A 23940-nucleotide genomic window follows, 5' to 3' on the forward strand; every position below is an offset into this window, starting at 1 on the left:
CCGGATCGTGGCGGTGCCGGCGGGCAGGAGGGGGGCCCGCGCGTCAGCCGCACGCGCCGGCGACCCGCCGGCGGGCTGGACGGCCCCGCGGTGCCGGGGCGGACGCCGCGGGGCCCTCCCGCCCGCCGGCCGGGGACCCGTCCCCGATCCGGAACCGCCCGCCCGGGGACTCAGGCGCGGACGATCTCGGGGCCCTCGGCGGCGAGATCGGCGGCCAGGTCGGTGTCCAGCCCGGTATCGGTGATCAGCACGTCGATGTCGGACAGGCCGGCGAACCGCACCAGATGGTCGTGCCCGATCTTGGTGCGGTCGGCGAGCAGCACCCGCCGCCGCGACGAGGCGATCATCGCCCGCTTCACCGCGGCCTCGGCCTGGTCGGAGGTGGTCAGCCCGCGCTCGACGGAGCAGCCGTTGGTCGCCATGAACGCCACGTCCACCCACAGGTCCGCCAGCGGGCGCAGCACCCAGTCGTCCACGGTGGCCAGCGTCCGGCCGCGCACCCGCCCGCCCAGGATGATCACGGTGAGGTTCGGGCGGGTGGCCAGCACCGAGGCGTGCGGCGGCGAGTTCACGATCACGGTCAGCTCGCGGTCGGTCGGCAGCAGCTGCACGAACCGGGCGGTGGTCGTCCCGGCGTCCACGATGATCGAGCCGTCGGCGGGCAGTTCCTCCAGTGCCGCCTTGGCGATGCGCTGCTTCTCCTCCGTCATCACCGCGTCCCGCGCCGCCAGCTCGGGCTCGAAGCCGAGCCGCTCGACCGGCATCGCCCCGCCGTGGACGCGGCGGACCGTCCCGGCCCGCTCCAGGACGGTCAGGTCGCGCCGGATCGTCTCGGTGGTCACCGAGAACTCCTCGGCGAGCGCGACCACGTCCACCCGGCCCTTCGAGCGCGCCAGCGCCAGGATCGCGTGCTGTCGTTCTTCGGCGTACATGACCGCCGTCCTACCACGGCTCGGACAGGGCCGCCTCGGACAGGGCCGCCTCAGACATGGTCGGGTTCCTCGGCGTCCAGGTCGCCGGCGAGCAGGCCGGCCAGCGCCTCCAGGGCGGCGGGCGCCTCGTCGCCGTCGGCGGACAGGATCACCTCCGTCCCCTGGGCGGCGCCGAGCGACAGCACGCCGAGGATGCTGCTCGCGGGGACCGGCGCCCGGTCCCCGACCCGGATGGACACCGGGACGGGCTGCTGCGCGGCCATGTGCACGAAGATCTGCGCGGGGCGGGCGTGCAGCCCCTGCGCCGAGCCGATGACGACGGTTCGTTCGGGCACGGCTGCCTCCTTTCGGTCGGGGTTCGCCCCGGATCAGGGTTCGATCGTCACTTTGATCGCGGCGCCGTGCGTGACGAGGTCGAGGGCCTCGTGCAGGGCGTCCAGGGGAAGACGGTGGGTGATGAGGTCCTCCACCGGCACCTGCCCCGAGGCGATCAGCTCCAGCGCGCGGGCGTTGTGGGAGGGGCTCGACCCGTTGGCGCCGACCAGGGACAGCTCCTTGTAGTGGACGCGGTTGGCGTCGACGGAGATGACCGGGTCGTCCTTGGGCAGCCCGCCGAACAGGCTGACCCTCCCGCCGGGCGCGACGAGCCGCTGCGCCTGCTCCTGCGCGGCGCCCGACGCGGCGGCGGTGACCGCGACGTCCGCGCCGCGGCCCCCGGTGCGCGCGAGGACCTCCTCGACGACGCCGGTCGTGCTCGCGTCGATCGCGGCGTCCGGCTTCACGATCGCCGCGGCCCGGCCGAGCCGCTCGGCGTTGACCTCGACGAGGAACACGCGGGCGGCGCCGCGCGCCCGGGCGACCCGCACGTGCAGGCAGCCGACCGGCCCGCTGCCGAACACCACGACGTCGTCGCCCTCGCCGACGCCCGCCAGCTCCTGGCCGTTGAGGACGCAGGCCAGCGGCTCGGCCACCGACGCCTCCGCGAACGACACCCCGTCCGGGATCCGGTTCACCCCGTCCACCGCCAGGACCTTCGCCGGGACGATCATGTACTCGGCGAAGCCGCCGTCGTAGTGGTATCCCATCGACTCCTGCGCGGTGCAGACCGTCATCCGGCCGCGGCGGCACTCGGCGCACCCGCCGTCCGGGACGGCGGCGATGACCTGGACGCGGTCGCCCGCCGTCCAGCCCCCGGCGCCGGCGCCCGCCTCGGTGACCTCGCCCGCGATCTCGTGCCCCATCACCCGCGGCGGCGCGATGTGGTGGTGCCCGAACCGGGAGATCTTGACGTCGGTCCCGCACGTCGAGCAGTTGCGGACGCGGATCTTCAGCTCGCCGGGGCCGGGCACCGGCTCCGGCGCGTCCTCCAGGCGGATGTCGCCGGGTGCGTAGAAACGGGCGACCTTCATACGGCGTGTCCCTGTCCTGTCTGTAGCGGATCTGTCGGTTGCTGTTCGTCGTCCTGCGGGGCGAGGAGGGCGAGTATCCGGTCCGGCTCAGCGGCCTCGCGCAGGTCGCGCGCCTTGCCCGGGTCCATGAGCACCTGGGCCAGCTCGGCGAGGATCTCCATGTGCCCGTCGCCGCGCGCCGCGATCGCGATGCAGACGGTGACGGGGTTCCCGTTCCAGTCCGTCCCCTCGGGGAACCTGACGAAGGCGAGCGCGTCCCGGCGGATGAGGTCGCGGCCCTCGTTCGTGCCGTGCGGGATGGCCACCCCCTCGCCGAGATAGGTGGAGATCGACCGCTCCCGCTCCAGCATCGCGCCGATGTAGCCGGGCTCGACGGCGCCGATGTCCACCAGCACCTGCCCGCAGACCCGGACGGCGTCGTCGCGGCCGTCCGCGCGGGCGTCCAGCCTGATCGCCTCCGGGGCGAGCAGCCCGGCGGCCTTGTCAGGCACCGATCTCACCGCCGTCCTTGATCGCCTTGACCAGCCGGTCGACGGCGGGGTCGCCGATGTAGACCTCGAACGCGATGACCGGGACGTCGCCGGAACCGCGCCGCGCGCGGTCGGCGAGGCCCGTGTGGGTGACGATCACGTCGGCGTCGCCGGGGACGGAGTCGACGGGCGTGTGCACGACCGTCACGTCCGTCTTCTTCAGCGCCTTGCGGAGCTGCCCGGCGAGCATGACGCTGCTGCCCATGCCGGCGTCGCAGGCGATGACGAGCTTGCGGATGTCCTTGCCGTTCATCGTGGTGCCTTTCGGACGGGGTTGTGTTGGCAGGCGGTGTCAGCCGGCGGTGGTCTCCTCCGTGGCCTTCTCCTCGGCGGCCTTCTCCTCGGTCGCGGACTCGTCGGCCGCCTTCTCGTCGGCCGCCTTGTCTTCGGCCGCCTTCTCCTCGGAGTCGTCGCCGTCGGCGCGGGGCTCGGCGAGCTTGCCGAAGCCGAGCAGCGCGGCGCCGACGCCGAAGGAGACGGCCGTGGAGGCCAGCATGCCGGTGTAGACGCCGATCCAGTTGCCCGCGCCGCGCGGGGTCTGCGCGAGATAGGCGAAGATGCTGCCGGGCGACGGGGTCGCGACCAGGCCGGTGCCCGACGCCATGAAGATCGCGACGCCGGTCATGCCGCCCGCGATCGCGGCGAGGATCATCCGCGGCTTCATCAGGATGTACGGGAAGTAGATCTCGTGGATGCCGCCGAAGAAGTGGATGATCGCGGCGGCCGGGACCGTCGGGCGCAGCCGCCGCGGCCCGAAGAACCAGTACGCGAGCAGGACGCCCAGGCCGGGCCCGGGGTTGGACTCCAGCATGAACAGCACGGACTTGCCGGTCTCGGCGGCCTGCTGGACGCCGAGCGGGCCGAGGACGCCGTGATTGACGGCGTTGTTGAGGAAGAGCACCTTCGCGGGCTCGATGAGCACGGACGTGAGCGGCAGCACGTCGTGGTCGACAAGCCAGCCGACCCCGTCCCCGGCCCATTCGGAGAAGGTGTTCATGACCGGGCCGATCCCCTGGTTGCCCGCGACCGCCATGGCGCCGCCGACGATCCCGGCGGAGAAGTTGTCGACGAGCATCTCGAACCCGGGCCGGATGCGGTCCTGGACGAGTTCGTCGAACTGCTTCAGCAGGTACGCGGTGAGCGGGCCGATGATCATCGCGCCGAGGAACATCGGCACGTCGGAGCCGACGATGATGCCGACGGTGGCGACCGCGCCGACGACCGCGCCGCGCTGGCCGTGCACCATCCGGCCGCCGGTGTAGCCGATCAGCAGCGGCAGCAGGAACTTGATCATCGGGTCGACCAGCTCGCCCAGCTCTTCGTTGGGCAGCCAGCCGGTGGGGATGAACAGCGCGGTGATCAGGCCCCAGGCGATGAACGCGCCGATGTTCGGCATGACCATCCCGGCGAGCTTGCCGCCGAAACGCTGGACCTGCGCTCGGAGCCCGCTGCCTGTGGGCTCTGGGGTGTAATCGGTGGCCATCCCGGGCCTCCTGTCGATCGGGGGTGGGTGCTGCGGGGTGTCGGTGACCGGGGTCGGTGAGACGGGCGTGGGCTAGGTGACGAGCGGCCGGGTGAGGTCCGGCCGGGGATGGATGCGGACGATGTCGCGCCGGATGTCGGCCGCGCCCGGCACCCGGCTCGCGGGCAGCGAGACGGCCGCCGCGCCCCAGGCGAGCGCCTCGGCCAGGGCGCCGGGTCCGCGGGCGCCGGCGGCGAGGAACCCGGCGAGCAGCGCGTCGCCGGCGCCGACCGTGCTGCGCGGCCGGGTGACGGGCGCATCGCCGGTGAGCACGCCGTCGTCGTCGACGAGCACCGCGCCCTCGGCGCCGAGGCTGACCAGGACCGCGCGGGCCCCGCGGGCCCGCAGCTCCCCGGCGGCCCCGACGACGTCGGCGACGGTGCCGACCGGGCCGCCGACGGCCTCGGCGAGCTCCTCGCGGTTCGGCTTGATCAGATCGGGCCCGGCGGGGACGGCCGCGCGCAGCGCCGCGCCGCTGGAGTCGACCGCGACGCGGATGCCGTCCGGCCCGAACCTGCGGCACAGCTCGGCGTAGGTGCCGTCGGGGACGCCGGGCGGCAGGCTCCCGCAGCCGACCACCCAGCTCGCGGCGCCGGCCTCGGCCTCCACGACGGCGCCGATCTCGTCCAGCTCGCCGGGGTCGAGCGGGCCGCCGGGCTCGTTCAGCTTGGTGACGACGCCGCCCGGCTCGACGACGGTCACGTTGGACCGGGTGCGGCCCGCGACCCGGACGGCGCGGACCCGCATGCCCTCGGCCTCCAGCAGCCGGCGCAGTTGGTCGCCGTCGGTGCCGCCGACCGCGACCACGGCGGTGGACGCGACGCCGTTGGCCAGCAGGGCCCGGGAGACGTTGACGCCCTTGCCGCCCGGGTCCAGCCGCGCCGACCGCGCCCGGATCACCGCGCCGCGGGTCAGCACGTCCACGTCGATCGTGCGGTCGAGGCTCGGGTTGAGCGTCACCGTGACGATCATGCGGGCGCCGTTCCCCGGTTCATGTGGTTTCCCTCCCGTTTGATTTTGTTTCTCTTGTATTTATGCCCGTTTGCCGCCGAGGTCAAGAGGTTCGCGGGAAACGGCCGGAGGTGGGGAAGGATGATCGGAACGGGGCGGCGCGTGGTCTGAGGACGCGGGAGGCATGGTGGTCCGGTCCGAGGCGGCCGCCGCCGGTGCGGAGATGGCGCTGCCGGCAGGGTTCGGCCTGCTCGCAGCGTTCCTGTTCGCCGCGGCCGCCACGATCCAGTACCGCGCCGCCAGGCGCGCCGTGCACGGCGGCATGGACGCCACCGCCGCGCACGGCCTGACCCGCAGGCTGCTCCGCGACCCCGTCTGGCTCACCGGCTGGGGCGTGAACATGGCCGGGTTCTTCGCCCAGGCCACCGCCCTGCACTTCGGCTCCACCGCCGTCGTGCAGCCGCTGCTGGTCACCCAGCTGGTCTTCACCATCCTGCTCGGGCCGGCCGGAACGGGCCGCCGCCCCGCCCGGATGGACGTCCTCGGCGGCATCGCCGTGTCGGCGGGCCTGGCGGTCCTGTTCACGGTTCCGGGCGCCATCCCGCCCGCGGGCGAGCCGTCGCGGCCGCGGCTGCTGCTCGCCGGGCTGATCGCCGCGCCGCTCATCATCGTGCTGTCCCGGGCCGCGTGGCTGCGCAGGGGACCGGTGCGGGCCGCGCTGCTCGGCGTCTGCGCGGGCCTGTGCTTCGCCGCGAGCGCCGTGCTGATCAAGCTCACCACCGCGAGTCTCGTCGACGAGGGCGTCGCGGCCACCGCCGCGGACTGGCCCGGCTACGCCCTGGCGGGAAGCACCCTGCTCGGGCTGGTGATCGAGCAGCGGGCGTTCGCCGCCGGGTCGCTGCCCGCGGCGATGACGGCGATGACGATGACCAACCCGATCGCCTCCTATCTGGTGGCCGTCCTCGCCTTCGACACGATGCCGCCCCGGACGGCGGCGGCGTTCGCCGCCGTCTCGGTCAGCGCCGTCCTCCTCACCGCCGGGGTGGCGCTGCTGTCGCGCTCCGCGGCCGCCGCCAGGCACCGCGAGGGCCCGTCCAGGGGACCCTGACGCGCCCGGAAATGTCGGTGGCACCAGGCATGATGTCGTCATGACCGAGACACCGGCCAGCACCGAGATCGGCGACCAGGCCGCCTACGCCGCCGCCGTCCAGACCGCCGTCGCCGCCTCGGGGCGCTACTCGGGCTCGGCGTCGAGACCGTCGCCCCGGAGAAGTTTCGGCAAGCGCGTCGCCGCGTTCCTGTAGGGGCCGGCGGCCGCTACGCCGTCTCCTCGGCGCGGGCGGTCCGCACCAGCCAGCTCAGCATCAGCATCACGTCGAGCCTGCCGTCCAGCTCGGTGAAACGCCCGTCGGTCAGCTCGGCGATGCGGCGCAGCCGGTACCGGACGGTCTGCTCGTGGATGTGCAGCCGTTCCGCCGCGATCACCGCGTTGTCGCCGCACTGCAGGTACGTCAGGAGGGTCTCGGCCAGCGGCCGGCGGCGCGCCGGAGCCAGGTCGAGCAGAGGCCCGAGGACGGTCCCCGCGGTCGCGCCGACCAGCTCCTCCGCGGCGAGCGTCGCCAGCGGCGCGATGTGGTCCACGCACCGGACCGGGGCGCCGCCCGGCAGCAGTCCCCGCTCCGCCAGCGTCAGCGCGTGCCGGGCCCAGCGCAGCGAGACGGCGCCCTGCCCGAGCGGGACGGTCGGCCCGATCGCCGCCGTCCCGAGCCGCCGCAGCGCCGGCCACAGCCGGTCCTGCCCGGGGCCCTCCGGGTCGGGCACCACGAGGAACGGGACCGGCGCGTCCCAGTCGGCCAGCACCCCGGGCGGCAGGATCCGCGCCCCGGCGGGCGCGCCCGCGGGCAGCGCGACAAGGCCGATGCTCTTCGGCAGGTCCCAGCGGGCGGCCACCGCCAGCTCGGAGATCGCCTCCGGCGCGGGCGGCGGCTCGGCGATCAGCTGGTCCCGCAGCCGGTCCCGGCGGCGCTCCCGCTCGGTCGCGAGCTGCCCCTGCTGGCGCGCGTACCCCTGTGCGGCGGCGTCGGCGACCCGCGCGAGCAGCATGAACAGCGAGTCGGTCAGCCGCCCCAGGGTCTCGCGCGACCAGCCGAGCCGGTAGGCGTCCTTGATGAACCGGCGGCAGGCGACCTGGCTGCTCACCCGCATCGCGTTCTGCAGGGCGTCCAGGTTCCGGCCCGACCTGGCCTCCTGCTCCCCGAGCTGCATGTACAGCTCGGTCAGCTTCCGCGCGTCGGCGTTCGGGTGGTCGACGGAGTCGACGAAGAACGCGACGGTGTCACTGACCGTCCGCTCCACGCGCTGGGCGTACTCGCCGCCGTCGTCGCCCGCGTACTCGGGCACCTGGTCGCGGATCTCCCGCTCCATCTCGGCGACAGCGGACTGGAGGTGCTGGCGCAACAGGTCGGGCAGCTCGGCGGGCATCGGCCCTTGTGACATCCGCTATCCGTTCCGCCGTGGGGGCTGGCTGGGGGTGGACCGGCCTCACCTTAAGCAAGAAAACGAAACGCTGTCATCACCCTGAAGGCCGCCGCCGCCCGGGGTCCGGGCCGGCCTCGGTCAAGATCGGGCGGGTTCCGGTGCGCCGCGGCGCCGGGACGACCACCGGGCGGTCAGGCGGCGTCCGAGGCGCTGCGCCGGACGTTCGACATAGCGGTGCGCGAGGGACGCGGAGACGAGCACCGCCGCGACCAGCGCCACCCCCCAGCCCAGCCGGACGAGCCCGGGAAGGCTGCCCGGGTCGCGCCCGGCGGCGTGCCAGATCCCCTGGATGACCAGCGGGTGCAGCAGGTAGAGCGAGTAGCTGATCAGCCCGGACCACACGAGGAACCGGGGCATCCGGTGGCGGCGCAGCGCCAGGCCCCCCAGGAACGTCAGCCACGCGGCGCCCACGGCGATGGACCAGTCGACGCCGAGCGGGTCCGGGTTGGCGTGCAGCGCCCACGTGGTCGGGCTGCGCAGGCCCGCGGCCAGCGTGAAGACGGGGACGACCGCGATCATCGCGATGGCGGGCCAGGTGCGCAGGCGCCCGTCCTGGACGCCGCGGACGGCCGTCCCGGCGAACATCGTGGCGATGATGCACAGGCTCTCGATCGCGCCGATGCGGCTGTTGAGGACGAGCAGGGTCAGCGCCAGCGTCGCCACGACCGCGACCCCGGCCCGGCGCGCCCCGCGCCGCCCGCTGATCATCGCGGCCAGGCCGCCGGCCAGGAGCAGCACGGTGACGAGGATCGTCCCGTCGGGCCACCGGGAGACCAGCAGGCCGGACGGCAGCGCCACGCCCATGATGGCCGCGCCCACGCCGAACCCCAGCGCCACCCGGGCGCTGGAACGGTGGACGCCGGCGACGAACATCGCCGTCACCAGCAGGTAGAAGACCATCTCGTAGGTGAGCGTCCAGAAGACGTTGACGACGTTCGGCACGCCCAGGAGGTCCTGGAGCATCGTCAGGTGCGCGACGGCGGAGGCCCACGGACGGTCGCCGAGCCCGCCCGGCAGCCCGTAGGACGCGCCGGCCGCGCCGAGCAGCAGGGCGAGCGCGACCGCCACGAACCAGGCCGGGTACAGCCGGAAGAACCGCCCGGCCCAGAACTCCCGGACGCTTCCCCGCCGCTCCAGGGAGAACGGCACGACGTAGCCGCTGACGATGAAGAACACGAACACCCCGTACCGGCCGAAGTCGAACCAGGGACTGGCCGTCTGGCGGACCTCGGGCAGCAGCACGTCCAGGGAGTGCTCGAACACCACCACCATCGCGGCGATGCCGCGCAGGGCGTCGAGCCAGCCCATCCGGGGCGCCTGCTCCGCGCGGGAGCCGATCTGTCCTTTTCGCGGGGTGAGGGTGTTCGCCGCCATCCGCGCCACCATAGGTGCGGACGGTCGCCGTCTCTGACGGGCGAAGGGACATCGCCCTAACGCGGCGCACGCGCGGCTGACTCAGCGTGACGCGAGCGCAAGGCCGGAAGACCGGCGGGAGCAGGGCTGCCGTGCGGGCGGCGGCGATGCCGGAGAGGAGCCGCGGCATCGCTCACTGTGAGCAATCCCACAGCTACGGCGCCAATGGCGCGAACCCGGCCCCTGCCGTCGCCGGTTCAGCAGCGGGCGCGGCGCTCGGCGCGGGCCCGGCCGAGCTCCTCCAGCACGAGCGCGGAGCCGATGCCGACGAGCCAGCTGTCCTTCGCGAGCGCCGTGCCCTGCTGGGTGGGACGCAGCCCGCCGGGCTCCCGCATGCCGGGAATCCGCAGGTAAAGGCCGGTCAGCCCGCCCGAGAACGCGGTGAGCGCCGCGCCCGCGAGCGCCGACGGGACCAGCGGCACGATCAGCGCGGTGCCGAGCGCCACCTCGGCGGCGCCGAGCTTGCGGACGAAGTCCCGAGGGTCCTGCTTCTCCAGGAAGGGGTAGGCGGTCTTGGCCATGCCGTGGGTCGGCTCGGCGGCCTCCTCGACGCCCTTGAGCTTCGACACGCCGGAGTTCAGCACGAAGGCGCCGACGATCAGCCTGACGGGCATCTGGTGAGCGCGAGCGAGAATGCGCATTGTTCCCCCTGACGATCGAAAGTGAACGACCGCACGGATCATTCCCGTCGTGCGTTCGCTACACCTGGTCCAGCCGCCGAGTCCCGCCGAGTCCCGCCATCTCCGCCGCCTACCGCGCCGGGCGCAGGAACCGGGAGCGGGGTTGCGCCTCCGGAAGCAGGCCGGATGCCTCCGGCGGCCCGACGACGGACCCGGTACCGCCGCCGGACGATCTGGCTGTCGCCACAGAAGTCAGGAGCGTCGAGATGTCGGTCACCCAGTCACAGCCGCACTCCGCCGGCCTACGGCCGCGGCCCGGTCCGTCCGCCGCAGACCGGCAGTGGTGGCGGCCCAGGCCCTCCACCCGCAAGCTGATCACGGTCGTGCACGTGGTCTCGTCCGTCGCGCTGCTCGGCGAGGTGTGGGTCCTGGTGCTGCTCAACCTCACCGCGACGCAGACCTCCGACGCGGCGCTCGCGCACTCCGCCTACCGGCTCATGAGCGTGCTGGTGTTCGGCGGCGGCATCCCCCTCAGCTTCATCTCGCTGTTCAGCGGGATCGCGCTCGGCCTCGGGAGCCGGTGGGGCGTCGCCCGCCACTACTGGGTGTTCGCCAAGCTGCTGCTGCTGATCGGGGTGGTCCTCGTGGGGATGGTGCTGTTCACGCCCGAGGTCATGGCGGACGCCACCGCCGGCGGCGCGAGCCCGTCCGCCGGGCGGCAGTGGACGCAGGTCGCGGTCGTCTCCGCCCAGGCCGTCATGCTCCTCGCCGCCACGGCCCTGTCGGTGTACAAGCCGCGCCGCCGCATCGGCCGGCGGCGCCCCCGGCCGTGAACGGCCCCGGTCATGAACGCCCCTGGGCGGCCCGCCTCACTTGCGCATGTAGACGCGGACGGCGGTGCCGTCCGGGCCCGTGTGGACGCGGACGAGGTCGGCCACCTGGTTCACCATGAGGATGCCCCGGCCGCCGTTGGGGCGCATGTCGGAGGGGTGCCGCCCGGCGAGCGGGTCGGCGATCGTCCCGGCGTCCCGGATCTCGCAGAGGACGTGGCCGTCCTCCGCCCACAGCCGCGCGGTGCCCGCCCCGCCGCCGTGCAGGCAGGAGTTGGCGGCGAGCTCGTTCACGGCGAGCTCCAGATCGCCCACCGCGTCGGCGGCGAGGCCGAGGCGCGCCGCGTGCCGGCAGGCGAACTCGCGGACGAGCGGCAGCGCGTCGAGGTCGAAGCTCATCGAGACGGCGCCAGGCGGCTCCGGCAGCGGACGGTTGTAGGCGCGCACGATCCGGTCGGGCGCGTAGTCGCCGCTCACGTGCTCGCCGCGGTGGTCGATCACCACCGGGTGGGTGGCGCGGGCGTCGGCGATCGCGGCCGGCGGCAGGCCGGCCACGTCGTAGGGGCACAGGATCGACACCTCGCGCCCCTCGAACGCGAGGTTGATCAGTGCCTCGTGCTGGGCGCAGGCCGGGTACTCGGCGACCGACCGGCCGGGCCAGACCGGCTCGCCGATGATCCGCACGCGCCCCGCGGTGTGCCGGTCGGCGAACTCGCGCAGGACCCCCGGGATGATGCGGCCCGGGTTGCGTCCCGCCTCGGACATGTCCAGCCAGGTGACCCCGTCGGCCGCCGGGCCCAGTGCCGCGCGCAGCGCGCCCAGGCGGGCGCCCGGCACCGCCACGGCCACCGGCTCGCCGGCCTCGCGGCCCGCGCGGACGAACGGCACGGTGCCGGCGAGGTACTCTCCGTCGTCGCGGTAGAGGAGAGCGGGGTGGGCGAACGCGCCGCGCGGCAGCCGACCCGGCCCCCCGGGCCTCTGGCTCATCGCGCGGTCACTCCGTTCGGGACGATGTCGAATGCACGTGCATCAGATCGAGGGTACGCGGCGGGGGACGCTCGCGCGAGGGCGACCTGCACGCGCATCCCCCGAGGTCAGACGAATACTTCTGCTGAACAACGGCCAACTCCACGATTACCCGCTGGTGACCCACGAAAACCAGGTGATGACCGTAAAATCACGTTTCTGGCCATCGAAACGCCTCCGCGCGCCGCCGAATCGCTTCCGCGAAGATCACCGGTCCCGCAGGATCGCCGCGTCCACCACATCGGTCAGCCGGCCGCGCCTGCGGTAGGCGCCGCGCTGCCGCTCGGCGCCGGTCCCGCCCGTCAGCAGGCGGCGGAGGCCGCGGGCGGCGGCGCCGAGGTCCCCGCTGTCGCGCAGCGCGGGCAGCACGTGCGCCAGCAGGTCGCCCGCCAGCTCCCGGAAACCGGCCGGCCGGCCCGTGCGCACGTCCACGCCCGTCCCGGCCAGGCCGTCCCGCGCCGCCAGCCAGTACGCCGCGCGCAGCATCTCCTGAGACGGGTCGGGGGGCCGCTCGCCCGCGTCCACCGCCGCGGCCGAGACCTGCACCAGCGCCCGGATGAGCGCGGCGAACACGGCGGCGTCACCGGCGGTCGGGGCGACGTCGGCGAGCCGGATCTCCACGGTGGGCAGGCGCGCCGACGGCCGCACGTCCCAGAAGATCGTGCCGGTGTCCATCAGGGCGCCGCAGTCCAGCAGCGTCCCGACGAGATCGTCGTAGTGCGCCGACGACTCGAAGAACGGCGGCGGGCCCGCCACCGGCCACCGCGCCCACGCCATCACCCGCCAGCACGAGTGGCCGGTGTCGCGCCCGGCCCAGTACGGCGAGTTCGCCGTCATGGCCAGCAGTGTCGGCAGCCAGGGGCGCAGATGGTTGCTGACCTGGATCGCGCGCTCCCGGTCGGGCATCTCCACGTGGACGTGGCAGGAGCAGATGCTCTGCTCGTCGTCCAGGCCCCGGTAGACCGCGCGGCTTTCGGCGTAGCGCTGACCGCCGCTGATCGGGGCGGGGATCACCTCGCCCAGCACGGGCGTCCCGGTCGCGGCGAGCCGGACGCCCTCGGCGGCGGCGGCCGCCGCCATCGCCGACCGCATCGACCGGACCTGCTCGTCGAGCTTGTCCAGGTCGTCGCACGGCGGCGTCTTGGCCTCGGCGAGGAAGTCGACCAGCTCGGTGGAGGCGCGCTCGCCCAGCGTGGCGGTCGCCCGCCGCACGACGGCGGCGGCCCGGGGGACGACCTCCCGGGAGACGGGATCGACGACGAAGTACTCTTCCTCGATACCGAAACGCAGGGCCATCCCACCACCTCGGGCTCGGGGGCGACGCAACGGCCACTCACTCCGACCGTACGTGGTCGCCGCCCCGTTCGCACCCGCCGGAAGGTCAGGGGCCGCTATCGAAGAAGTACAGCGACAGCGCGATGAGGTGGGTGACGACCACCACGCCGATGCCGAAGAAGAACAGGAACTTGGCGGGGGCGTGCGGGAAGACCTTGCCCGGCTTGAGAGGCCCGCGTTCGCGCTGCCGTGCGGCGATCCGCTCCTCGAGCGGAGGACGGCCGAACAACGCTACTGCTGGGGCTCGTCGACGACGACGTCGGACATGATGTCGACGGCCAGCGCGACGATGCCGCCGAGCACGGTCACCGCCGCCCCGATCCCGAAGACGATCCAGTCCGGGCCCATGACCATGCCGACGCCGCCGATGGTGAACCCGATGAAGATGATGGTCACGGCGACCCAGGACTTGGGGCGTCCGGCGTGGTGGCCAGTCGACATGCGTTCGTCATCCTCACAGGCTCGGTCGGGGGCTGCTTCTGTCGGGGTCTACGACGCCGAACTCTAGCAACGCCCCTCGCCGAAGGCCCCTCCGGGGTATGCCGTGGACCGCCGGAGAGCAGGCTCCCGGCGGAGGCGTCAGACGAACGCGCCGTGCCCGGTCGCCGCGCGCCCGACGATCAGCGTGTTGATCTCCCTGGTGCCCTCGTAGGAGTAGAGCGCCTCGGCGTCGGCGACGAACCGCCCGATGTCGTAGTCGAGCACGATCCCGTTGCCGGCCATCAGCTCGCGCGCCCAGCCGACCACCTCCCGCATGCGGGTGGTGCAGTGCGCCTTGGCGAGCGCCGAGTGCTCGTCGCGGTAGCGGCCGCTGTCCTGGAGCTGGGCGAGCCGCACCACCATGCCGAGCGCGGCCGTGGTGTTGCCGAGCATCTTGACCAGCAGGTCCTGGACGAGCTGGAACCGGGCGATCGGCCGGCCGAACTGCTCGCGCTCCACCGCGTAGTCGCGGGCGATCTCGTAGGCGGCGAGCATGACGCCGACGGCCTGCCAGGCGACGCCGCTGCGCGTCCGGCGCAGGATCGCCGCCGTGTCCTTGAAGCTGTTCGCCCCCGCGAGCCGGTCGGCCTCGGGGACGCGGCAGTCCTCCAGGACGATGTCGGCGTTCTGGACGGTCCGCAGCGCGATCTTGTTCTCGATGCGGGTGGCGGTGAACCCGGGCGTGTCCTTGCCGACGACGAAACCCTTCACCTGGTCGTCCGCCTCGTCCTTCGCCCACACGACGGTGTGGTCGGCGAACGTGGCGTTGCCGATCCAGCGCTTGGCGCCGTTCAGCACCCACTCGTGGCCGTCGCGGCGCGCGGTGGTGCGCAGCCCGAGCGCAACGTCCGACCCGCCCTCGGGCTCGGTGAGCGCGAACGCGCCGATCTTCTCCATCCGCCCCATCGCGGGCAGCCACCGCTCGCGCTGCTCCTGTGAGCCGCACCGGCCGATGCTGCCCATCGCGAGGCCGCTGTGGACGCCGAAGAACGTGGACATGGACGGGTCCACGCGGGCCATGTCCATCGCGAGGAACCCGGTCAGCAGGCTGCTCGGCTTCTCGCCAGGGCACTCGTCGTGGGGGAGCCCGGCGATGCCGAGCTCGCCGAAGCCGGGGATCAGGTCGTGCGGGAACTCGGCCCGCGCCCAGCAGTCGTTCGCGATCGGCGCGACCTTCGAGTCCAGGAAGGCGCGCACCCGCCCGACGATCTCCTGTTCCCGATCATCGAGCAGTTCCTGCATTTGGTAGAGGTCACCGGGGAGGTTTTCCAAGGTCATGGACCCTCCCTTCCCGGAGCCCGCACCGTTAACCTGCGCACCCCGCCCGGTCCTGGGCGGACGCGCGGTTCCCCCGGCAGTGGGACCCCGGTTCAGAGCGGGATTCGGTCGCTCGCCTACGATCCAGGGCATGACGGTGCCGCCTGACGAACTCGAACTGGCCGCCGCCTTCCCCCCGGCCGAACGCGACCGGTGGCGGGAGATGGTGAAGGGGGTGCTGCGCAAATCCGGCGCGGCGACGGAGGACACCCCCCTCGATGAGATCGAGGGTCTGCTGACCCGCGAGTCGTGCGACGGGGTGCCGATCGCCGCGCTCTACACGCGCGACGACGCCCCGCCGGGACGCCCCGGGCTCGCGCCGTACGTCCGCGAGGTGCGGCCGGACGGCGAGGGCGTCGCCGGGTGGGACGTCCGGCAGCGGCACGCGCACCCCGATCCGGCGGTCACCCGGGAGGCGGTCCTCGCCGACCTGGAGAACGGCGCCACCTCCCTGTGGCTGCGGCTCGGCGACGGCGGGCTGCCCGTGACCGGGCTCGCCGAGGCGCTGCGCGGCGTCCTCCTCGACCTCGCGCCGGTCGTGCTGGACGCCGGGCGGCAGACGGCCGAGGCCGCGGAGGCGTTCCTGGCCCTGGTGACCGAGCGCGGGAACGCGGCGGACGCGTCCGGCAACCTCGGCGCCGACCCGCTCGGGCTCGCGGCCCGCACCGGGACGCCCGGCCCGCTGGAGGGCGCCGCCGACCTGGCCGTCCGCTGCGTCCGCGAGTTCCCGAAGCTGCGCGCCGTCGTCGCCGACGGGACCCCCTACCACGACGCGGGCGGCGGCGACGCCGAGGAGCTCGGCGCGGCCGTCGCGGCGGGCGTCGCCTACCTGCGGGCCCTGACCGGCGCGGGGCTGAGCGCGGACGAGGCGTTCGGGCAGATCGAGTTCCGCCTCGCCGTGAACGCCGACCAGTTCTCCTCGATCGCCAAGCTCCGCGCGCTGCGCCGCCTGTGGGCGCGGGTGGCCGAGGTCAGCGGGGCAGCCGAGGGGACCTCCGCGCGCGTCCACGCGGTGACGTCGTCGGCGATGATGACGCGGCGCGACCCGTGGGTGAACATGCTCCGCACCACGATCGCGACGTTCGCCGCCGGGACCGGCGGCGCCGACGCGGTGACCGTCCAGCCGTTCGACGCCCGGCTCGGGCTGCCGGACGGCTTCGCCCGCCGCATCGCCCGCAACACCCAGACGCTGCTGCTGGAGGAGTCGAGCCTCGCGCGCGTCGTCGACCCGGCCGGCGGATCCTGGTACACCGAGAGCCTCACCGAGGGGCTGGCCCAGGCCGCCTGGACGTGGTTCACCGAGATCGAGAAGGCCGGAGGCCTCGCCGCCGCCCTCGAATCGGGGCTCGTCGCCGAGCGGCTCGCCGCGACCTGGGCGCGGCGCCGCGCGGACATCGCCCGGCGCAAGGCCCCGCTCACCGGCGTCAGCGAGTTCCCCAACCTCGACGAAACCCTGCCCGAGCGGGAGCCGGCCCCGGACGCACCGGACGGGCGGACCCGGGGCGAACCATGCGGCGGCCTGCCCGTCGTCACGTACGCGCAGGACTTCGAGGCGCTCCGCGACCGCTCAGACGCCCACGCCGGCGCGACCGGCGCCCGCCCCCGGGTGTTCCTCGCGACGCTCGGGCCCATCGCCGTCCACACGGCCCGCGCCTCGTTCGCCGCCAACCTGTTCCAGGCGGGCGGGATCGAGACGGTCAGCGGCGCACCCGAGGAGTTCGGCACGTCCGGCACGTCCGTCGCCTGCCTCTGCTCAAGCGACAAGGTGTACGGCGAGCAGGCCGCGGAGGCGGCGAGGGTTCTGCGCGAAGCGGGTGCGGTGAAGGTCTGGCTCGCGGGTAAGGGAACGTATGAGGGGGTCGACTCCGGCGTGTACGCGGGATGCGACGCGATCGGGGTTCTGGAGACCACCCTCCACGAGCTGGGAGTGAACGAATGATCCCCGACTTCAGCGAGATCGGGCTCGGGACGGCGCCCTCCGCCGAGGAGGCCGCCAAGCGGTGGCGCGCCGCGGCGGCCGAGACCACCGGGGCCGACCCCGACGCCCAGACCTGGGACACCCCGGAGGGCATCGGCGTCCGCCCCCTCTACACCGGCGACGACCTGGCCGGGCTCGACTTCCTCGACACCTATCCCGGCATCGCGCCGTACCTGCGCGGCCCCTACCCGGCGATGTACGCGACGCAGCCGTGGACGATCCGGCAGTACGCCGGTTTCTCCACCGCCGAGGAGTCCAACGCCTTCTACCGGCGCAACCTCGCGGCCGGGCAGAAGGGCCTGTCGGTCGCGTTCGACCTCGCGACCCACCGCGGCTACGACTCCGACCACCCGCGCGTCTCCGGAGACGTCGGCATGGCCGGTGTGGCGATCGACTCCATCTACGACATGCGGCAGCTCTTCGACGGCATCCCGCTCGACAGGATGAGCGTGTCGATGACCATGAACGGCGCCGTCCTGCCCGTCCTCGCGCTCTACATCGCCGCGGCGCAGGAGCAGGGCGTGGAGCCGGAGGCGCTCGCCGGGACCATCCAGAACGACATCCTCAAAGAGTTCATGGTCCGCAACACCTACATATACCCGCCGCAGCCGTCGATGCGGATCATCTCCGACATCTTCGCGTTCACCTCGCAGCGGATGCCGAAGTACAACTCCATCTCGATCTCGGGCTACCACATCCAGGAGGCCGGGGCCACGGCGGACCTGGAGCTGGCCTACACCCTCGCCGACGGAGTCGAGTACATCCGCGCGGGGCGCGAGGCCGGCCTGGACATCGATGCGTTCGCGCCCCGCCTGTCGTTCTTCTGGGCGATCGGGATGAACTTCTTCATGGAGGTCGCCAAGCTCCGCGCCGCCCGGCTGCTGTGGGCGCGGCTGGTGAAGGAGTTCGGCCCGCGCAACCCCAAGTCGCTGTCGCTGCGGACGCACTCGCAGACGTCCGGCTGGTCCCTCACTGCCCAGGACGTCTACAACAACGTCGCCCGCACCTGCATCGAGGCCATGGCCGCCACGCAGGGGCACACCCAGTCGCTGCACACCAACGCGCTGGACGAGGCCCTCGCCCTCCCGACCGACTTCTCGGCCCGCATCGCCCGCAACACCCAACTGCTCCTCCAGCAGGAGTCGGGGACGACCCGCACCATCGACCCGTGGGGCGGCAGCGCCTACGTTGAGCGGCTCACCCACGACCTGGCCCGCCGCGCGTGGGACCACATCACCGAGGTCGAGCAGGCCGGCGGCATGGCGAAGGCGATCGACGAGGGGCTGCCCAAGCTGCGCATCGAGGAGGCCGCCGCCCGCACCCAGGCCCGCATCGACTCCGGCCGGCAGCCCGTCATCGGCGTCAACAAGTACCGCCCGGACACCGAGCAGGAGATCGAGGTCCTCAAGGTCGACAACGCGTCCGTCCGCGCGCAGCAGATCGACAAGCTGCGCCGGCTCCGCGAGGACCGCGACGAGCCCGCGACGGCGTCGGCGCTGGACGCGCTGACCCGCGCCGCCGAGGCCGCCGAGAACGGCACCCGCGGGTCCGGTCTGGAGCGCAACCTCCTCGCCCTCGCCATCGAGGCCGCCCGCGCCAAGGCGACCGTCGGCGAGATCTCGGACGCGCTGGAGAAGGCCTACGGGCGGCACGCCGCGCAGATCCGTACGATCTCCGGCGTCTACCGGGAGGAAGCGGGACAGGTGACCGCCATCGAGAAGGCGCGTGCGGCGGCCGCGGCGTTCGAGGAGGCCGAGGGGCGCCGCCCGCGCATCCTGGTCGCCAAGATGGGGCAGGACGGCCACGACCGCGGCCAGAAGGTCATCGCGACCGGGTTCGCCGACCTCGGCTTCGACGTCGACGTGGGCCCGCTGTTCCAGACCCCGGCCGAGGTCGCGCTGCAGGCGGTCGAGGCCGACGTGCACATCGTCGGCGTCAACTCCCTCGCCGCCGGCCACCTCACGCTGGTGCCCGCGCTGCGCGAGGAGCTGTCCGCGCTCGGCCGCGGCGACATCATGATCGTCGTCGGCGGGGTCATCCCGCCCGGGGACTTCGACGAACTGCGCGCCGCCGGCGCCTCGGCGATCTTCCCGCCCGGCACCGTCCTCGCGGACGCGGCGACCGGCCTGCTGGACGAGCTGACCGCCGCGCTGGGCCACGGGGACAAGTGAAGCCCGGCCTCGACGAGTACGCCGCCGGGGTGCGCGAGGGGTCGCGGGCGTGGATCGCGCGGGCGATCACGCTCGTGGAGTCGGGCCGCCCCGACCACCGGGAGCTCGCCCAGAAGCTGCTGGTCGAGCTGACCCCGCACGCCGGGAACGCGCGCCGTGTCGGGATCACCGGGGTGCCCGGCGTCGGCAAGTCCACGTTCATCGACGCGCTCGGCACCCGCCTCACGGGGGAGGGGCACGGGGTCGCGGTGCTCGCCGTGGACCCGTCCTCGACCCGGACGGGCGGCAGCATCCTCGGCGACAAGACCCGCATGCAGCGCCTCGCCGCCGACCCGAAGGCGTTCATCCGGCCCTCGCCCACGGCCGGGACCCTCGGCGGCGTCGCCAAGGCCACCCGTGAGGCGATGGTCGTCATGGAGGCCGCCGGGTACGACGTCGTCCTCGTCGAGACGGTCGGCGTCGGCCAGTCCGAGACCGCCGTCGCCGAGATGGTCGACTCGTTCCTGTTCCTGACCCTCGCCCGCACCGGCGACCAGCTCCAGGGCATCAAGAAGGGCGTGCTGGAACTGGCCGACGTCATCGCGGTCAACAAGGCCGACGGCGAGCACAAGATGGAGGCCAAGCGCGCCGCCCGCGAGCTGTCGGGTGCGCTGCGGCTGCTGCGCAGCGACGAGCGGCTCCGCGACACCCCCGTCCTGACCTGCAGCGCCAAGGACGGCACCGGGCTGGACGAGGTGTGGGACGAGCTCGTCGGGCACCAGGAGCGGCTGCGCGAGTCCGGCGAGCTGGAGACCCGCCGCAGGCGGCAGCAGGTCGGCTGGACGTGGGCGATGGTCCGCGAACGCCTCCTCGCGGAGCTGCACGCGCACCCCGACGTCCGGACGCTGGCGCCCGGACTGGAACGGGAGGTCGCCGACGGCGCCCTCACCCCCGCCCTCGCCGCCGAGCGCATCCTGGAGGCGTTCTCGCGGGGCCGCTGACTTCCGTTCCCGCAGTCCGTTACCCCGGGTTGCCGAGGGTCCCGGTCGCGCCGCGCGACGATCAGGTACAACAGTCGGATGGACGTCATCGCGGTCGATGATCCGACGGACGCGCAGATCCAGGGGTGGCACGACGTGCTCACCGCCGTGCACGCCGCCGACCCGGCAGCCGAGCCCGCGCCCGACCCGGAGCGGACGGCCCGGGGACTGCTCGGCGCCGAGCCCGGAGCCCGGCGGCGGCTGTGGGCCGTGACCGGCGGCGGGCACATGGTCGCGGTCGCCGCGCTGCGGCTGCCCGGCGATCCCGGCGCCGGCCGCCCCGGCGAGATCGACATCCAGGTCCGCCCCGGGCACCGCCGCCGAGGCCTCGGCGGCCGGCTGCTCACCGTCGCCGCCGGGGCGCTGCGCGCCGACGGACGCACCAGCGTGATCGCGCAGGTCCTCGCGGGGACGCCCGCCGTCCCGTTCCTGGAGTCGCACGGCTTCGAATGCGTGCTGACCCTGCGCGGCATGCTGCTCCGCCTGGACGACGTCCCGGCCGGGCGCGTGGCCCGCCTCCTGGCCGGAGGCCCCGAGGGTTACCGCCTCGTCCGCTGGCGGGGAGCCGTCCCGGACGAGCACGCCGCCGCGCTGGCCCGCGCGAAGCACGCCATGGCGGACCCCGCCGAGTACGAGGCGGCGGTCTGGGACGCGCACCGCGTCCGCGAGATGGCCGAGATCGTCGCCAAGCGCGGCGACGACCTCTACACCGTCGCCGCCCTGTCCGGCGGCGCCATCGCGGGGTTCACCGAGGTCGTCGTCCCGGACGGCTGCACCGGCCGCGCCGCCCAGTACGACACCGCCGTCGTCCCCGAGCACCGCGGCAGGCGCATCGGCATCTGGGTGAAGGCGGCCATGCTCGACTGGCTGGCCGAGGCGCGGCCCGGCGTCCGCGAGATCGAGACCGAGAACGCGGGCGACAACGCCCACATGCTCGCCGTGAACGAGGAACTCGGCTTCCGCGCGGAACGCGAGTCGATGGAATACCAGGCCGCCGTCACCGCACTGCCCGGCGCCCCCTGACCACCGGGCCTTCACCGCCCTTCTGAACCGTCCGGGCAGGTGCCGGACGCGAAAACACGTTGCCCCGCCGCCGCTGTCTCGGCACTCTTATGGAGGCTTCCGGGAATGCCCGGGAGCCTCCAGAATTGCCGGAGTATTCCCTTGTGGTTCAACGGCAGAACTCCGCACCGTTAATGCGGATATCCAGGTTCGAATCCTGGCGGGGGAGCGGCACGAGGGTGGGGAGGTGACCGATGAACGTGCTCGTCCTGAACGCGTCGTACGAGCCCTTACAAAGGGTCGACCTGCGGCACGCCATCCGCATGCTGGTTCGCGGGGTGGCGGTCGTCGAGGAGGCGGAGGAGGGCCGGACCTTCGGCCGTTTCCCGGTACCGCGGGTCCTGCGGCTCGTCCGGTACGTCGCGATGCGCTGGCGGCACGGCAGGCGCCCGCCGTGGAGCAAGCGCGGCGTGTACCTGCGCGACCGGGGCGGCTGCTGCTACTGCGGCAGGCGCGGCAACACCATCGACCACGTCCACCCGCAGTCGCGCGGCGGCGGGAACACCTGGGAGAACACCGTCCTGGCATGTGGCAGATGCAACAACCGCAAGGGCGACCGGACGGTCGCCGAAGCCGGGCTGCGGCTGATCTCCCGGCCGCGGGTCCCGCGCTGGGAGGAGCTCGTCGGGCCATGAGGGGGAGCGCCGGGGCCCGTCCCGGCGCGGCGGGTGTGAGGGCCGGGCCGCCACACGGCGTCCCGGCCCTCGCCTGTACGCTTCTGGTAGCTCTCGTGTGACTCTATGTGTTTCGTGAAGCTTCTGAGACTAAATGGGCGATTGTGGTAGCGTGCCGCCAATCTTGAGCTTTGTTATTGAGGAGTGATCTGTGGCGGCCCTCGATCCCCCCGGCAGGACGGCCCGCGCGTCGGCCGGGCGCACACTCGCGCGGCGCCTGGCGGCGCTCGTCCTCGCGGCGGGCCTCGCGGTGGCGCTGCCCCCGGCGTCCGGGAGCGCCGCGAGCCTCCCGCAGGAACCGGCCGACCTGAAGAAGAAGTACGCCAAGCTGAAGGCGGAGTCCGAGAAGCTCTCGAAGGAGTACCGCGGCGAGCTCGTCTCCCTGGAGGAGGCGAAGAAGGCCGCCGAGCGCGCCGCCGCGGAGGCCGCCCGCGTCGACCGCGAGTACGAGTCCACCCGCTCCGCCGTCGTCGGCCTCGCCTCGACGGCCTACATGACCGGCGCCCTCGACACGGCCCCGATGATCTCCTCGGGCGACCCGGGCGCCGCCGTCCGCGAAGCCGCCGTCATGGAGCACATCAGCCGCAACAACAGCCGTCGGCTGGCGAACCTGAAGACCCTCACCGCCAAGGCGGAGCAGTCCAAGCAGACCGCCGGCAAGAAGCTGGACGCGGTCGAGAAAGAGATCAAGGACCTGAAGAGCCAGCGCACCCGCGTGAAGAAGCTCCTCGCCAAGTACAAGCCCGAGGTCACCCAGACCCGGGCTCCGACCGGGGGCGGCAGCGGCAGCGGCCGGCCCGACGGGGCCGCCAGCGGCACCAAGTCCCCGATCGTCGGCAACTCGATGACCGCGCGGATGCGCACCGTCCTCGTGGAGGTCGACAACAGGTTCGGCCCGTTCCCGTCGATCGGCTGCGCCCGCCCCGGCGACCCGCAGGACCACGGCTCCGGTACCGCCTGCGACTTCATGGAGAGCACCGGCGGCGCGATGCCGAGCGCCTCCGCCCAGGCGCACGGCGACAACGTCTCCCAGTACCTGATCAACAACGCCTCCAGGCTCGGCCTGAAGTACATCATCTGGAAGCAGCGCATCTACGACTTCCGCAGCAGCGGCGGCTGGAGCCAGATGGAGGACCGCGGCAGCATCACCGCGAACCACTTCGACCACGTCCACGTGTCGGTCCTCTGACCCGTTCTCCCGACCGGTTCTCCCGACCCGTTCTCCGGCCCCCGCGGCCCGGAGCCTGGCGGTCCGCCGCCCGCACTGGGACGCTCGCGTCATGGCCTATGACATCGAGCAGCCGTACGGCCCGCTGATCGAGACCACGGTCCGGGTCGCGGCCTGGAACGTCTGGGACCGCTACGGGCCCTGGCGCGAGCGCGAGCGGGCGATCGTCGCGACCCTCCGCGGCGCCGCGCCCGACCTCGTCGTCCTGGTGGAGGCGTGGGAGGACGACGACGCGTCGCAGGCCGAGCGGCTCGGAGAGGCACTCGGCCTGCCGCACACCGTGTTCCGCGGCGTCCCGTCCGGCGCCGGTCCGGGCGGGCGGTCCGGCATCGCCCTGCTGTCCCGCTGGCCCCTCGGCCAGGTGGGGCGGCAGTGGCTCGGCTACGAGCACGAGCACGGCCCCGACTCCGGCCTCGCGGTGCACGCCAGGGCCGACGGACCGCGCGGCCCCGTCCACGTCTTCGGTGCCGCGCTCGGGTGGAAGCTCGGCCACAGCCTCCAGCGCCAGGAGCAGGTCCGCACGCTCGGCGGGTTCGTCCGCCAGGCGGCGGGGACCGACGCGCCGGTCGTGGTGTGCGGGGACTTCAACGCGGCCCCCGACTCCGACGAGATCCGCATGCTCACCGGCCGCGCCGCCGTCGCCGCGCCCGGCGTGGTCTTCTACGACGCCTGGGAGCTGGCGGGTGACGGCACCCCCGGGCACACCTGGAGCCGGGAGAACCACTGGACGAGGCCCGTCCTGTGGCCCGACCGCCGGATCGACTACGTGTTCTCCGCCTGGCCCCGCGCGGGCGGGGCCGGTCATCCGGTGCACTGCGAGCTGCTCGGCGCCCGGCCCGTGGACGATGTCGTCCCGTCCGACCACTACGGCGTGCTCGCCGACCTGCGCTACTGATCCTTGCCCC

The 23940-nt window shown here is 73.6% G+C and carries 25 protein-coding genes and 1 tRNA gene; 11 read left to right on the plus strand and 15 right to left on the minus strand.

Annotated elements, in window-relative coordinates; all coding sequences use genetic code 11:
* Nucleotides 1–170: 170 nt before the first annotated feature.
* From E1285_RS02615 to pfkB, 7 genes are all read right to left on the minus strand, one after another.
* Entirely contained in the window at nt 171–932 is a 762-nt protein-coding gene (locus tag E1285_RS02615; protein WP_132147579.1) for a DeoR/GlpR family DNA-binding transcription regulator, read from the minus strand.
* Nucleotides 933–982: 50 nt separating this feature from the next.
* Complete coding sequence (locus E1285_RS02620) at nt 983–1267, minus strand: HPr family phosphocarrier protein (protein WP_132147582.1); 285 nt, start codon at nt 1265–1267, stop codon at nt 983–985.
* A gap of 33 nt (nt 1268–1300) precedes the next feature.
* On the minus strand, nt 1301–2341 hold the full coding sequence (locus E1285_RS02625) for a zinc-dependent dehydrogenase (protein ID WP_132147584.1): 1041 nt from the start codon (nt 2339–2341) through the stop codon (nt 1301–1303).
* Nucleotides 2338–2841 carry a PTS sugar transporter subunit IIA gene (locus E1285_RS02630; protein ID WP_243722497.1) on the minus strand — a complete coding sequence of 168 codons (504 nt, stop codon included), beginning with the start codon at nt 2839–2841 and terminating at the stop codon, nt 2338–2340. The genes E1285_RS02625 and E1285_RS02630 overlap by 4 nt, the downstream gene beginning before the upstream one ends.
* Complete coding sequence (locus tag E1285_RS47075) at nt 2825–3124, minus strand: PTS lactose transporter subunit IIB (RefSeq protein ID WP_243722498.1); 300 nt, start codon at nt 3122–3124, stop codon at nt 2825–2827. The genes E1285_RS02630 and E1285_RS47075 overlap by 17 nt, the downstream gene beginning before the upstream one ends.
* Before the next feature lie 39 nt (nt 3125–3163).
* The gene (locus tag E1285_RS02635; RefSeq protein WP_243722499.1) at nt 3164–4354 is read right to left on the minus strand and encodes a PTS mannitol transporter subunit IICB; all 1191 of its coding nucleotides are present in this window, start codon (nt 4352–4354) and stop codon (nt 3164–3166) included.
* A gap of 72 nt (nt 4355–4426) precedes the next feature.
* On the minus strand, nt 4427–5365 hold the full coding sequence (gene pfkB / locus E1285_RS02640; protein ID WP_132147587.1) for a 1-phosphofructokinase: 939 nt from the start codon (nt 5363–5365) through the stop codon (nt 4427–4429).
* Between the two features lie 163 nt (nt 5366–5528).
* On the opposite strand from pfkB, the gene E1285_RS02645 reads away from it, so the two are divergent.
* Both E1285_RS02645 and E1285_RS45295 read left to right on the plus strand, forming a co-directional pair.
* Nucleotides 5529–6452: a DMT family transporter gene (locus E1285_RS02645; protein WP_132147590.1), complete on the plus strand. Its 924-nt coding sequence runs from the start codon at nt 5529–5531 to the stop codon at nt 6450–6452.
* A 40-nt stretch (nt 6453–6492) separates the two neighbouring features.
* On the plus strand, nt 6493–6648 hold the full coding sequence (locus E1285_RS45295; RefSeq protein ID WP_165966422.1) for a hypothetical protein: 156 nt from the start codon (nt 6493–6495) through the stop codon (nt 6646–6648).
* Nucleotides 6649–6661: 13 nt separating this feature from the next.
* Here the strand turns inward: E1285_RS45295 and E1285_RS02650 are convergent, their stop codons facing one another.
* The 3 genes from E1285_RS02650 to E1285_RS02660 form a co-directional block, all read right to left on the minus strand.
* Nucleotides 6662–7840, minus strand: coding sequence for a PucR family transcriptional regulator (locus E1285_RS02650; RefSeq protein ID WP_132147593.1), 1179 nt, complete (start codon nt 7838–7840; stop codon nt 6662–6664).
* Between the two features lie 120 nt (nt 7841–7960).
* Nucleotides 7961–9256, minus strand: coding sequence for an acyltransferase (locus E1285_RS02655; RefSeq protein WP_165966424.1), 1296 nt, complete (start codon nt 9254–9256; stop codon nt 7961–7963).
* 236 nt (nt 9257–9492) lie between these two features.
* Nucleotides 9493–9936, minus strand: a complete 444-nt coding sequence (locus E1285_RS02660; RefSeq protein ID WP_132147600.1) for a hypothetical protein — start codon at nt 9934–9936, stop codon at nt 9493–9495.
* A 245-nt stretch (nt 9937–10181) separates the two neighbouring features.
* On the opposite strand from E1285_RS02660, the gene E1285_RS02665 reads away from it, so the two are divergent.
* A complete protein-coding gene (locus tag E1285_RS02665) occupies nt 10182–10748 on the plus strand; it encodes a hypothetical protein (protein WP_132147603.1) in 567 nt (188 codons plus the stop codon).
* A gap of 36 nt (nt 10749–10784) precedes the next feature.
* On the opposite strand, the gene E1285_RS02670 is transcribed toward E1285_RS02665, so the two are convergent.
* From E1285_RS02670 to E1285_RS02690, 5 genes are all read right to left on the minus strand, one after another.
* Entirely contained in the window at nt 10785–11732 is a 948-nt protein-coding gene (locus tag E1285_RS02670; protein ID WP_132147606.1) for a sensor histidine kinase, read from the minus strand.
* Nucleotides 11733–11978: 246 nt separating this feature from the next.
* On the minus strand, nt 11979–13067 hold the full coding sequence (locus E1285_RS02675) for a glutamate--cysteine ligase (RefSeq protein ID WP_132147609.1): 1089 nt from the start codon (nt 13065–13067) through the stop codon (nt 11979–11981).
* Nucleotides 13068–13152: 85 nt separating this feature from the next.
* Entirely contained in the window at nt 13153–13335 is a 183-nt protein-coding gene (locus tag E1285_RS02680) for a hypothetical protein (protein ID WP_132147612.1), read from the minus strand.
* Between the two features lie 2 nt (nt 13336–13337).
* Nucleotides 13338–13547: an HGxxPAAW family protein gene (locus tag E1285_RS02685; RefSeq protein WP_132147615.1), complete on the minus strand. Its 210-nt coding sequence runs from the start codon at nt 13545–13547 to the stop codon at nt 13338–13340.
* Between the two features lie 138 nt (nt 13548–13685).
* Entirely contained in the window at nt 13686–14864 is a 1179-nt protein-coding gene (locus E1285_RS02690; protein ID WP_132147618.1) for an acyl-CoA dehydrogenase family protein, read from the minus strand.
* 130 nt (nt 14865–14994) lie between these two features.
* Here E1285_RS02690 and E1285_RS02695 point away from each other — a divergent pair, with 130 nt between their 5' ends.
* The 8 genes from E1285_RS02695 to E1285_RS02730 all read left to right on the plus strand — a co-directional run bounded on the left by E1285_RS02695 (nt 14995) and on the right by E1285_RS02730 (nt 23930).
* A complete protein-coding gene (locus E1285_RS02695) occupies nt 14995–16842 on the plus strand; it encodes a methylmalonyl-CoA mutase subunit beta (protein ID WP_132147621.1) in 1848 nt (615 codons plus the stop codon).
* On the plus strand, nt 16839–19052 hold the full coding sequence (gene scpA / locus E1285_RS02700; RefSeq protein WP_132147624.1) for a methylmalonyl-CoA mutase: 2214 nt from the start codon (nt 16839–16841) through the stop codon (nt 19050–19052). Before E1285_RS02695 ends, scpA begins: the two co-directional genes overlap by 4 nt.
* Nucleotides 19049–20032 (plus strand): methylmalonyl Co-A mutase-associated GTPase MeaB, encoded by a 984-nt coding sequence (gene meaB / locus E1285_RS02705; RefSeq protein ID WP_132147627.1) that lies wholly within the window; start codon nt 19049–19051, stop codon nt 20030–20032. Before scpA ends, meaB begins: the two co-directional genes overlap by 4 nt.
* Before the next feature lie 78 nt (nt 20033–20110).
* Complete coding sequence (locus tag E1285_RS02710) at nt 20111–21094, plus strand: GNAT family N-acetyltransferase (protein WP_132147630.1); 984 nt, start codon at nt 20111–20113, stop codon at nt 21092–21094.
* A 137-nt stretch (nt 21095–21231) separates the two neighbouring features.
* A tRNA-Asn gene (locus tag E1285_RS02715) sits at nt 21232–21302 on the plus strand.
* Nucleotides 21303–21327: 25 nt separating this feature from the next.
* Nucleotides 21328–21768 (plus strand): HNH endonuclease, encoded by a 441-nt coding sequence (locus E1285_RS02720; protein WP_132147633.1) that lies wholly within the window; start codon nt 21328–21330, stop codon nt 21766–21768.
* A gap of 190 nt (nt 21769–21958) precedes the next feature.
* The gene (locus E1285_RS02725; RefSeq protein ID WP_243722500.1) at nt 21959–22996 is read left to right on the plus strand and encodes a hypothetical protein; all 1038 of its coding nucleotides are present in this window, start codon (nt 21959–21961) and stop codon (nt 22994–22996) included.
* Nucleotides 22997–23087: 91 nt separating this feature from the next.
* On the plus strand, nt 23088–23930 hold the full coding sequence (locus E1285_RS02730) for an endonuclease/exonuclease/phosphatase family protein (protein ID WP_132147636.1): 843 nt from the start codon (nt 23088–23090) through the stop codon (nt 23928–23930).
* The last annotated feature ends 10 nt before the right edge of the window (nt 23931–23940 follow it).

Source organism: Actinomadura sp. 7K507, assembly GCF_004348425.1.
Taxonomy (GTDB): domain Bacteria; phylum Actinomycetota; class Actinomycetes; order Streptosporangiales; family Streptosporangiaceae; genus Spirillospora.

What these genes read in the sequence shown, in the direction of transcription:
- E1285_RS02615 (WP_132147579.1), bottom strand. Translation starts at nt 932, where the DNA reads ATGTACGCCGAAGAACGACAGCACGCGATCCTGGCGCTGGCGCGCTCG.
- E1285_RS02625 (WP_132147584.1), bottom strand. Translation starts at nt 2,341, where the DNA reads ATGAAGGTCGCCCGTTTCTACGCACCCGGCGACATCCGCCTGGAGGAC.
- E1285_RS47075 (WP_243722498.1), bottom strand. Translation starts at nt 3,124, where the DNA reads ATGAACGGCAAGGACATCCGCAAGCTCGTCATCGCCTGCGACGCCGGC.
- E1285_RS02635 (WP_243722499.1), bottom strand. Translation starts at nt 4,354, where the DNA reads ATGGCCACCGATTACACCCCAGAGCCCACAGGCAGCGGGCTCCGAGCG.
- pfkB (WP_132147587.1), bottom strand. Translation starts at nt 5,365, where the DNA reads ATGATCGTCACGGTGACGCTCAACCCGAGCCTCGACCGCACGATCGAC.
- E1285_RS02645 (WP_132147590.1), top strand. Translation starts at nt 5,529, where the DNA reads ATGGTGGTCCGGTCCGAGGCGGCCGCCGCCGGTGCGGAGATGGCGCTG.
- E1285_RS45295 (WP_165966422.1), top strand. Translation starts at nt 6,493, where the DNA reads ATGACCGAGACACCGGCCAGCACCGAGATCGGCGACCAGGCCGCCTAC.
- E1285_RS02650 (WP_132147593.1), bottom strand. Translation starts at nt 7,840, where the DNA reads ATGTCACAAGGGCCGATGCCCGCCGAGCTGCCCGACCTGTTGCGCCAG.
- E1285_RS02655 (WP_165966424.1), bottom strand. Translation starts at nt 9,256, where the DNA reads ATGGCGGCGAACACCCTCACCCCGCGAAAAGGACAGATCGGCTCCCGC.
- E1285_RS02660 (WP_132147600.1), bottom strand. Translation starts at nt 9,936, where the DNA reads ATGCGCATTCTCGCTCGCGCTCACCAGATGCCCGTCAGGCTGATCGTC.
- E1285_RS02665 (WP_132147603.1), top strand. Translation starts at nt 10,182, where the DNA reads ATGTCGGTCACCCAGTCACAGCCGCACTCCGCCGGCCTACGGCCGCGG.
- E1285_RS02670 (WP_132147606.1), bottom strand. Translation starts at nt 11,732, where the DNA reads ATGAGCCAGAGGCCCGGGGGGCCGGGTCGGCTGCCGCGCGGCGCGTTC.
- E1285_RS02675 (WP_132147609.1), bottom strand. Translation starts at nt 13,067, where the DNA reads ATGGCCCTGCGTTTCGGTATCGAGGAAGAGTACTTCGTCGTCGATCCC.
- E1285_RS02685 (WP_132147615.1), bottom strand. Translation starts at nt 13,547, where the DNA reads ATGTCGACTGGCCACCACGCCGGACGCCCCAAGTCCTGGGTCGCCGTG.
- E1285_RS02690 (WP_132147618.1), bottom strand. Translation starts at nt 14,864, where the DNA reads ATGACCTTGGAAAACCTCCCCGGTGACCTCTACCAAATGCAGGAACTG.
- E1285_RS02695 (WP_132147621.1), top strand. Translation starts at nt 14,995, where the DNA reads ATGACGGTGCCGCCTGACGAACTCGAACTGGCCGCCGCCTTCCCCCCG.
- scpA (WP_132147624.1), top strand. Translation starts at nt 16,839, where the DNA reads ATGATCCCCGACTTCAGCGAGATCGGGCTCGGGACGGCGCCCTCCGCC.
- E1285_RS02710 (WP_132147630.1), top strand. Translation starts at nt 20,111, where the DNA reads ATGGACGTCATCGCGGTCGATGATCCGACGGACGCGCAGATCCAGGGG.
- E1285_RS02720 (WP_132147633.1), top strand. Translation starts at nt 21,328, where the DNA reads ATGAACGTGCTCGTCCTGAACGCGTCGTACGAGCCCTTACAAAGGGTC.
- E1285_RS02730 (WP_132147636.1), top strand. Translation starts at nt 23,088, where the DNA reads ATGGCCTATGACATCGAGCAGCCGTACGGCCCGCTGATCGAGACCACG.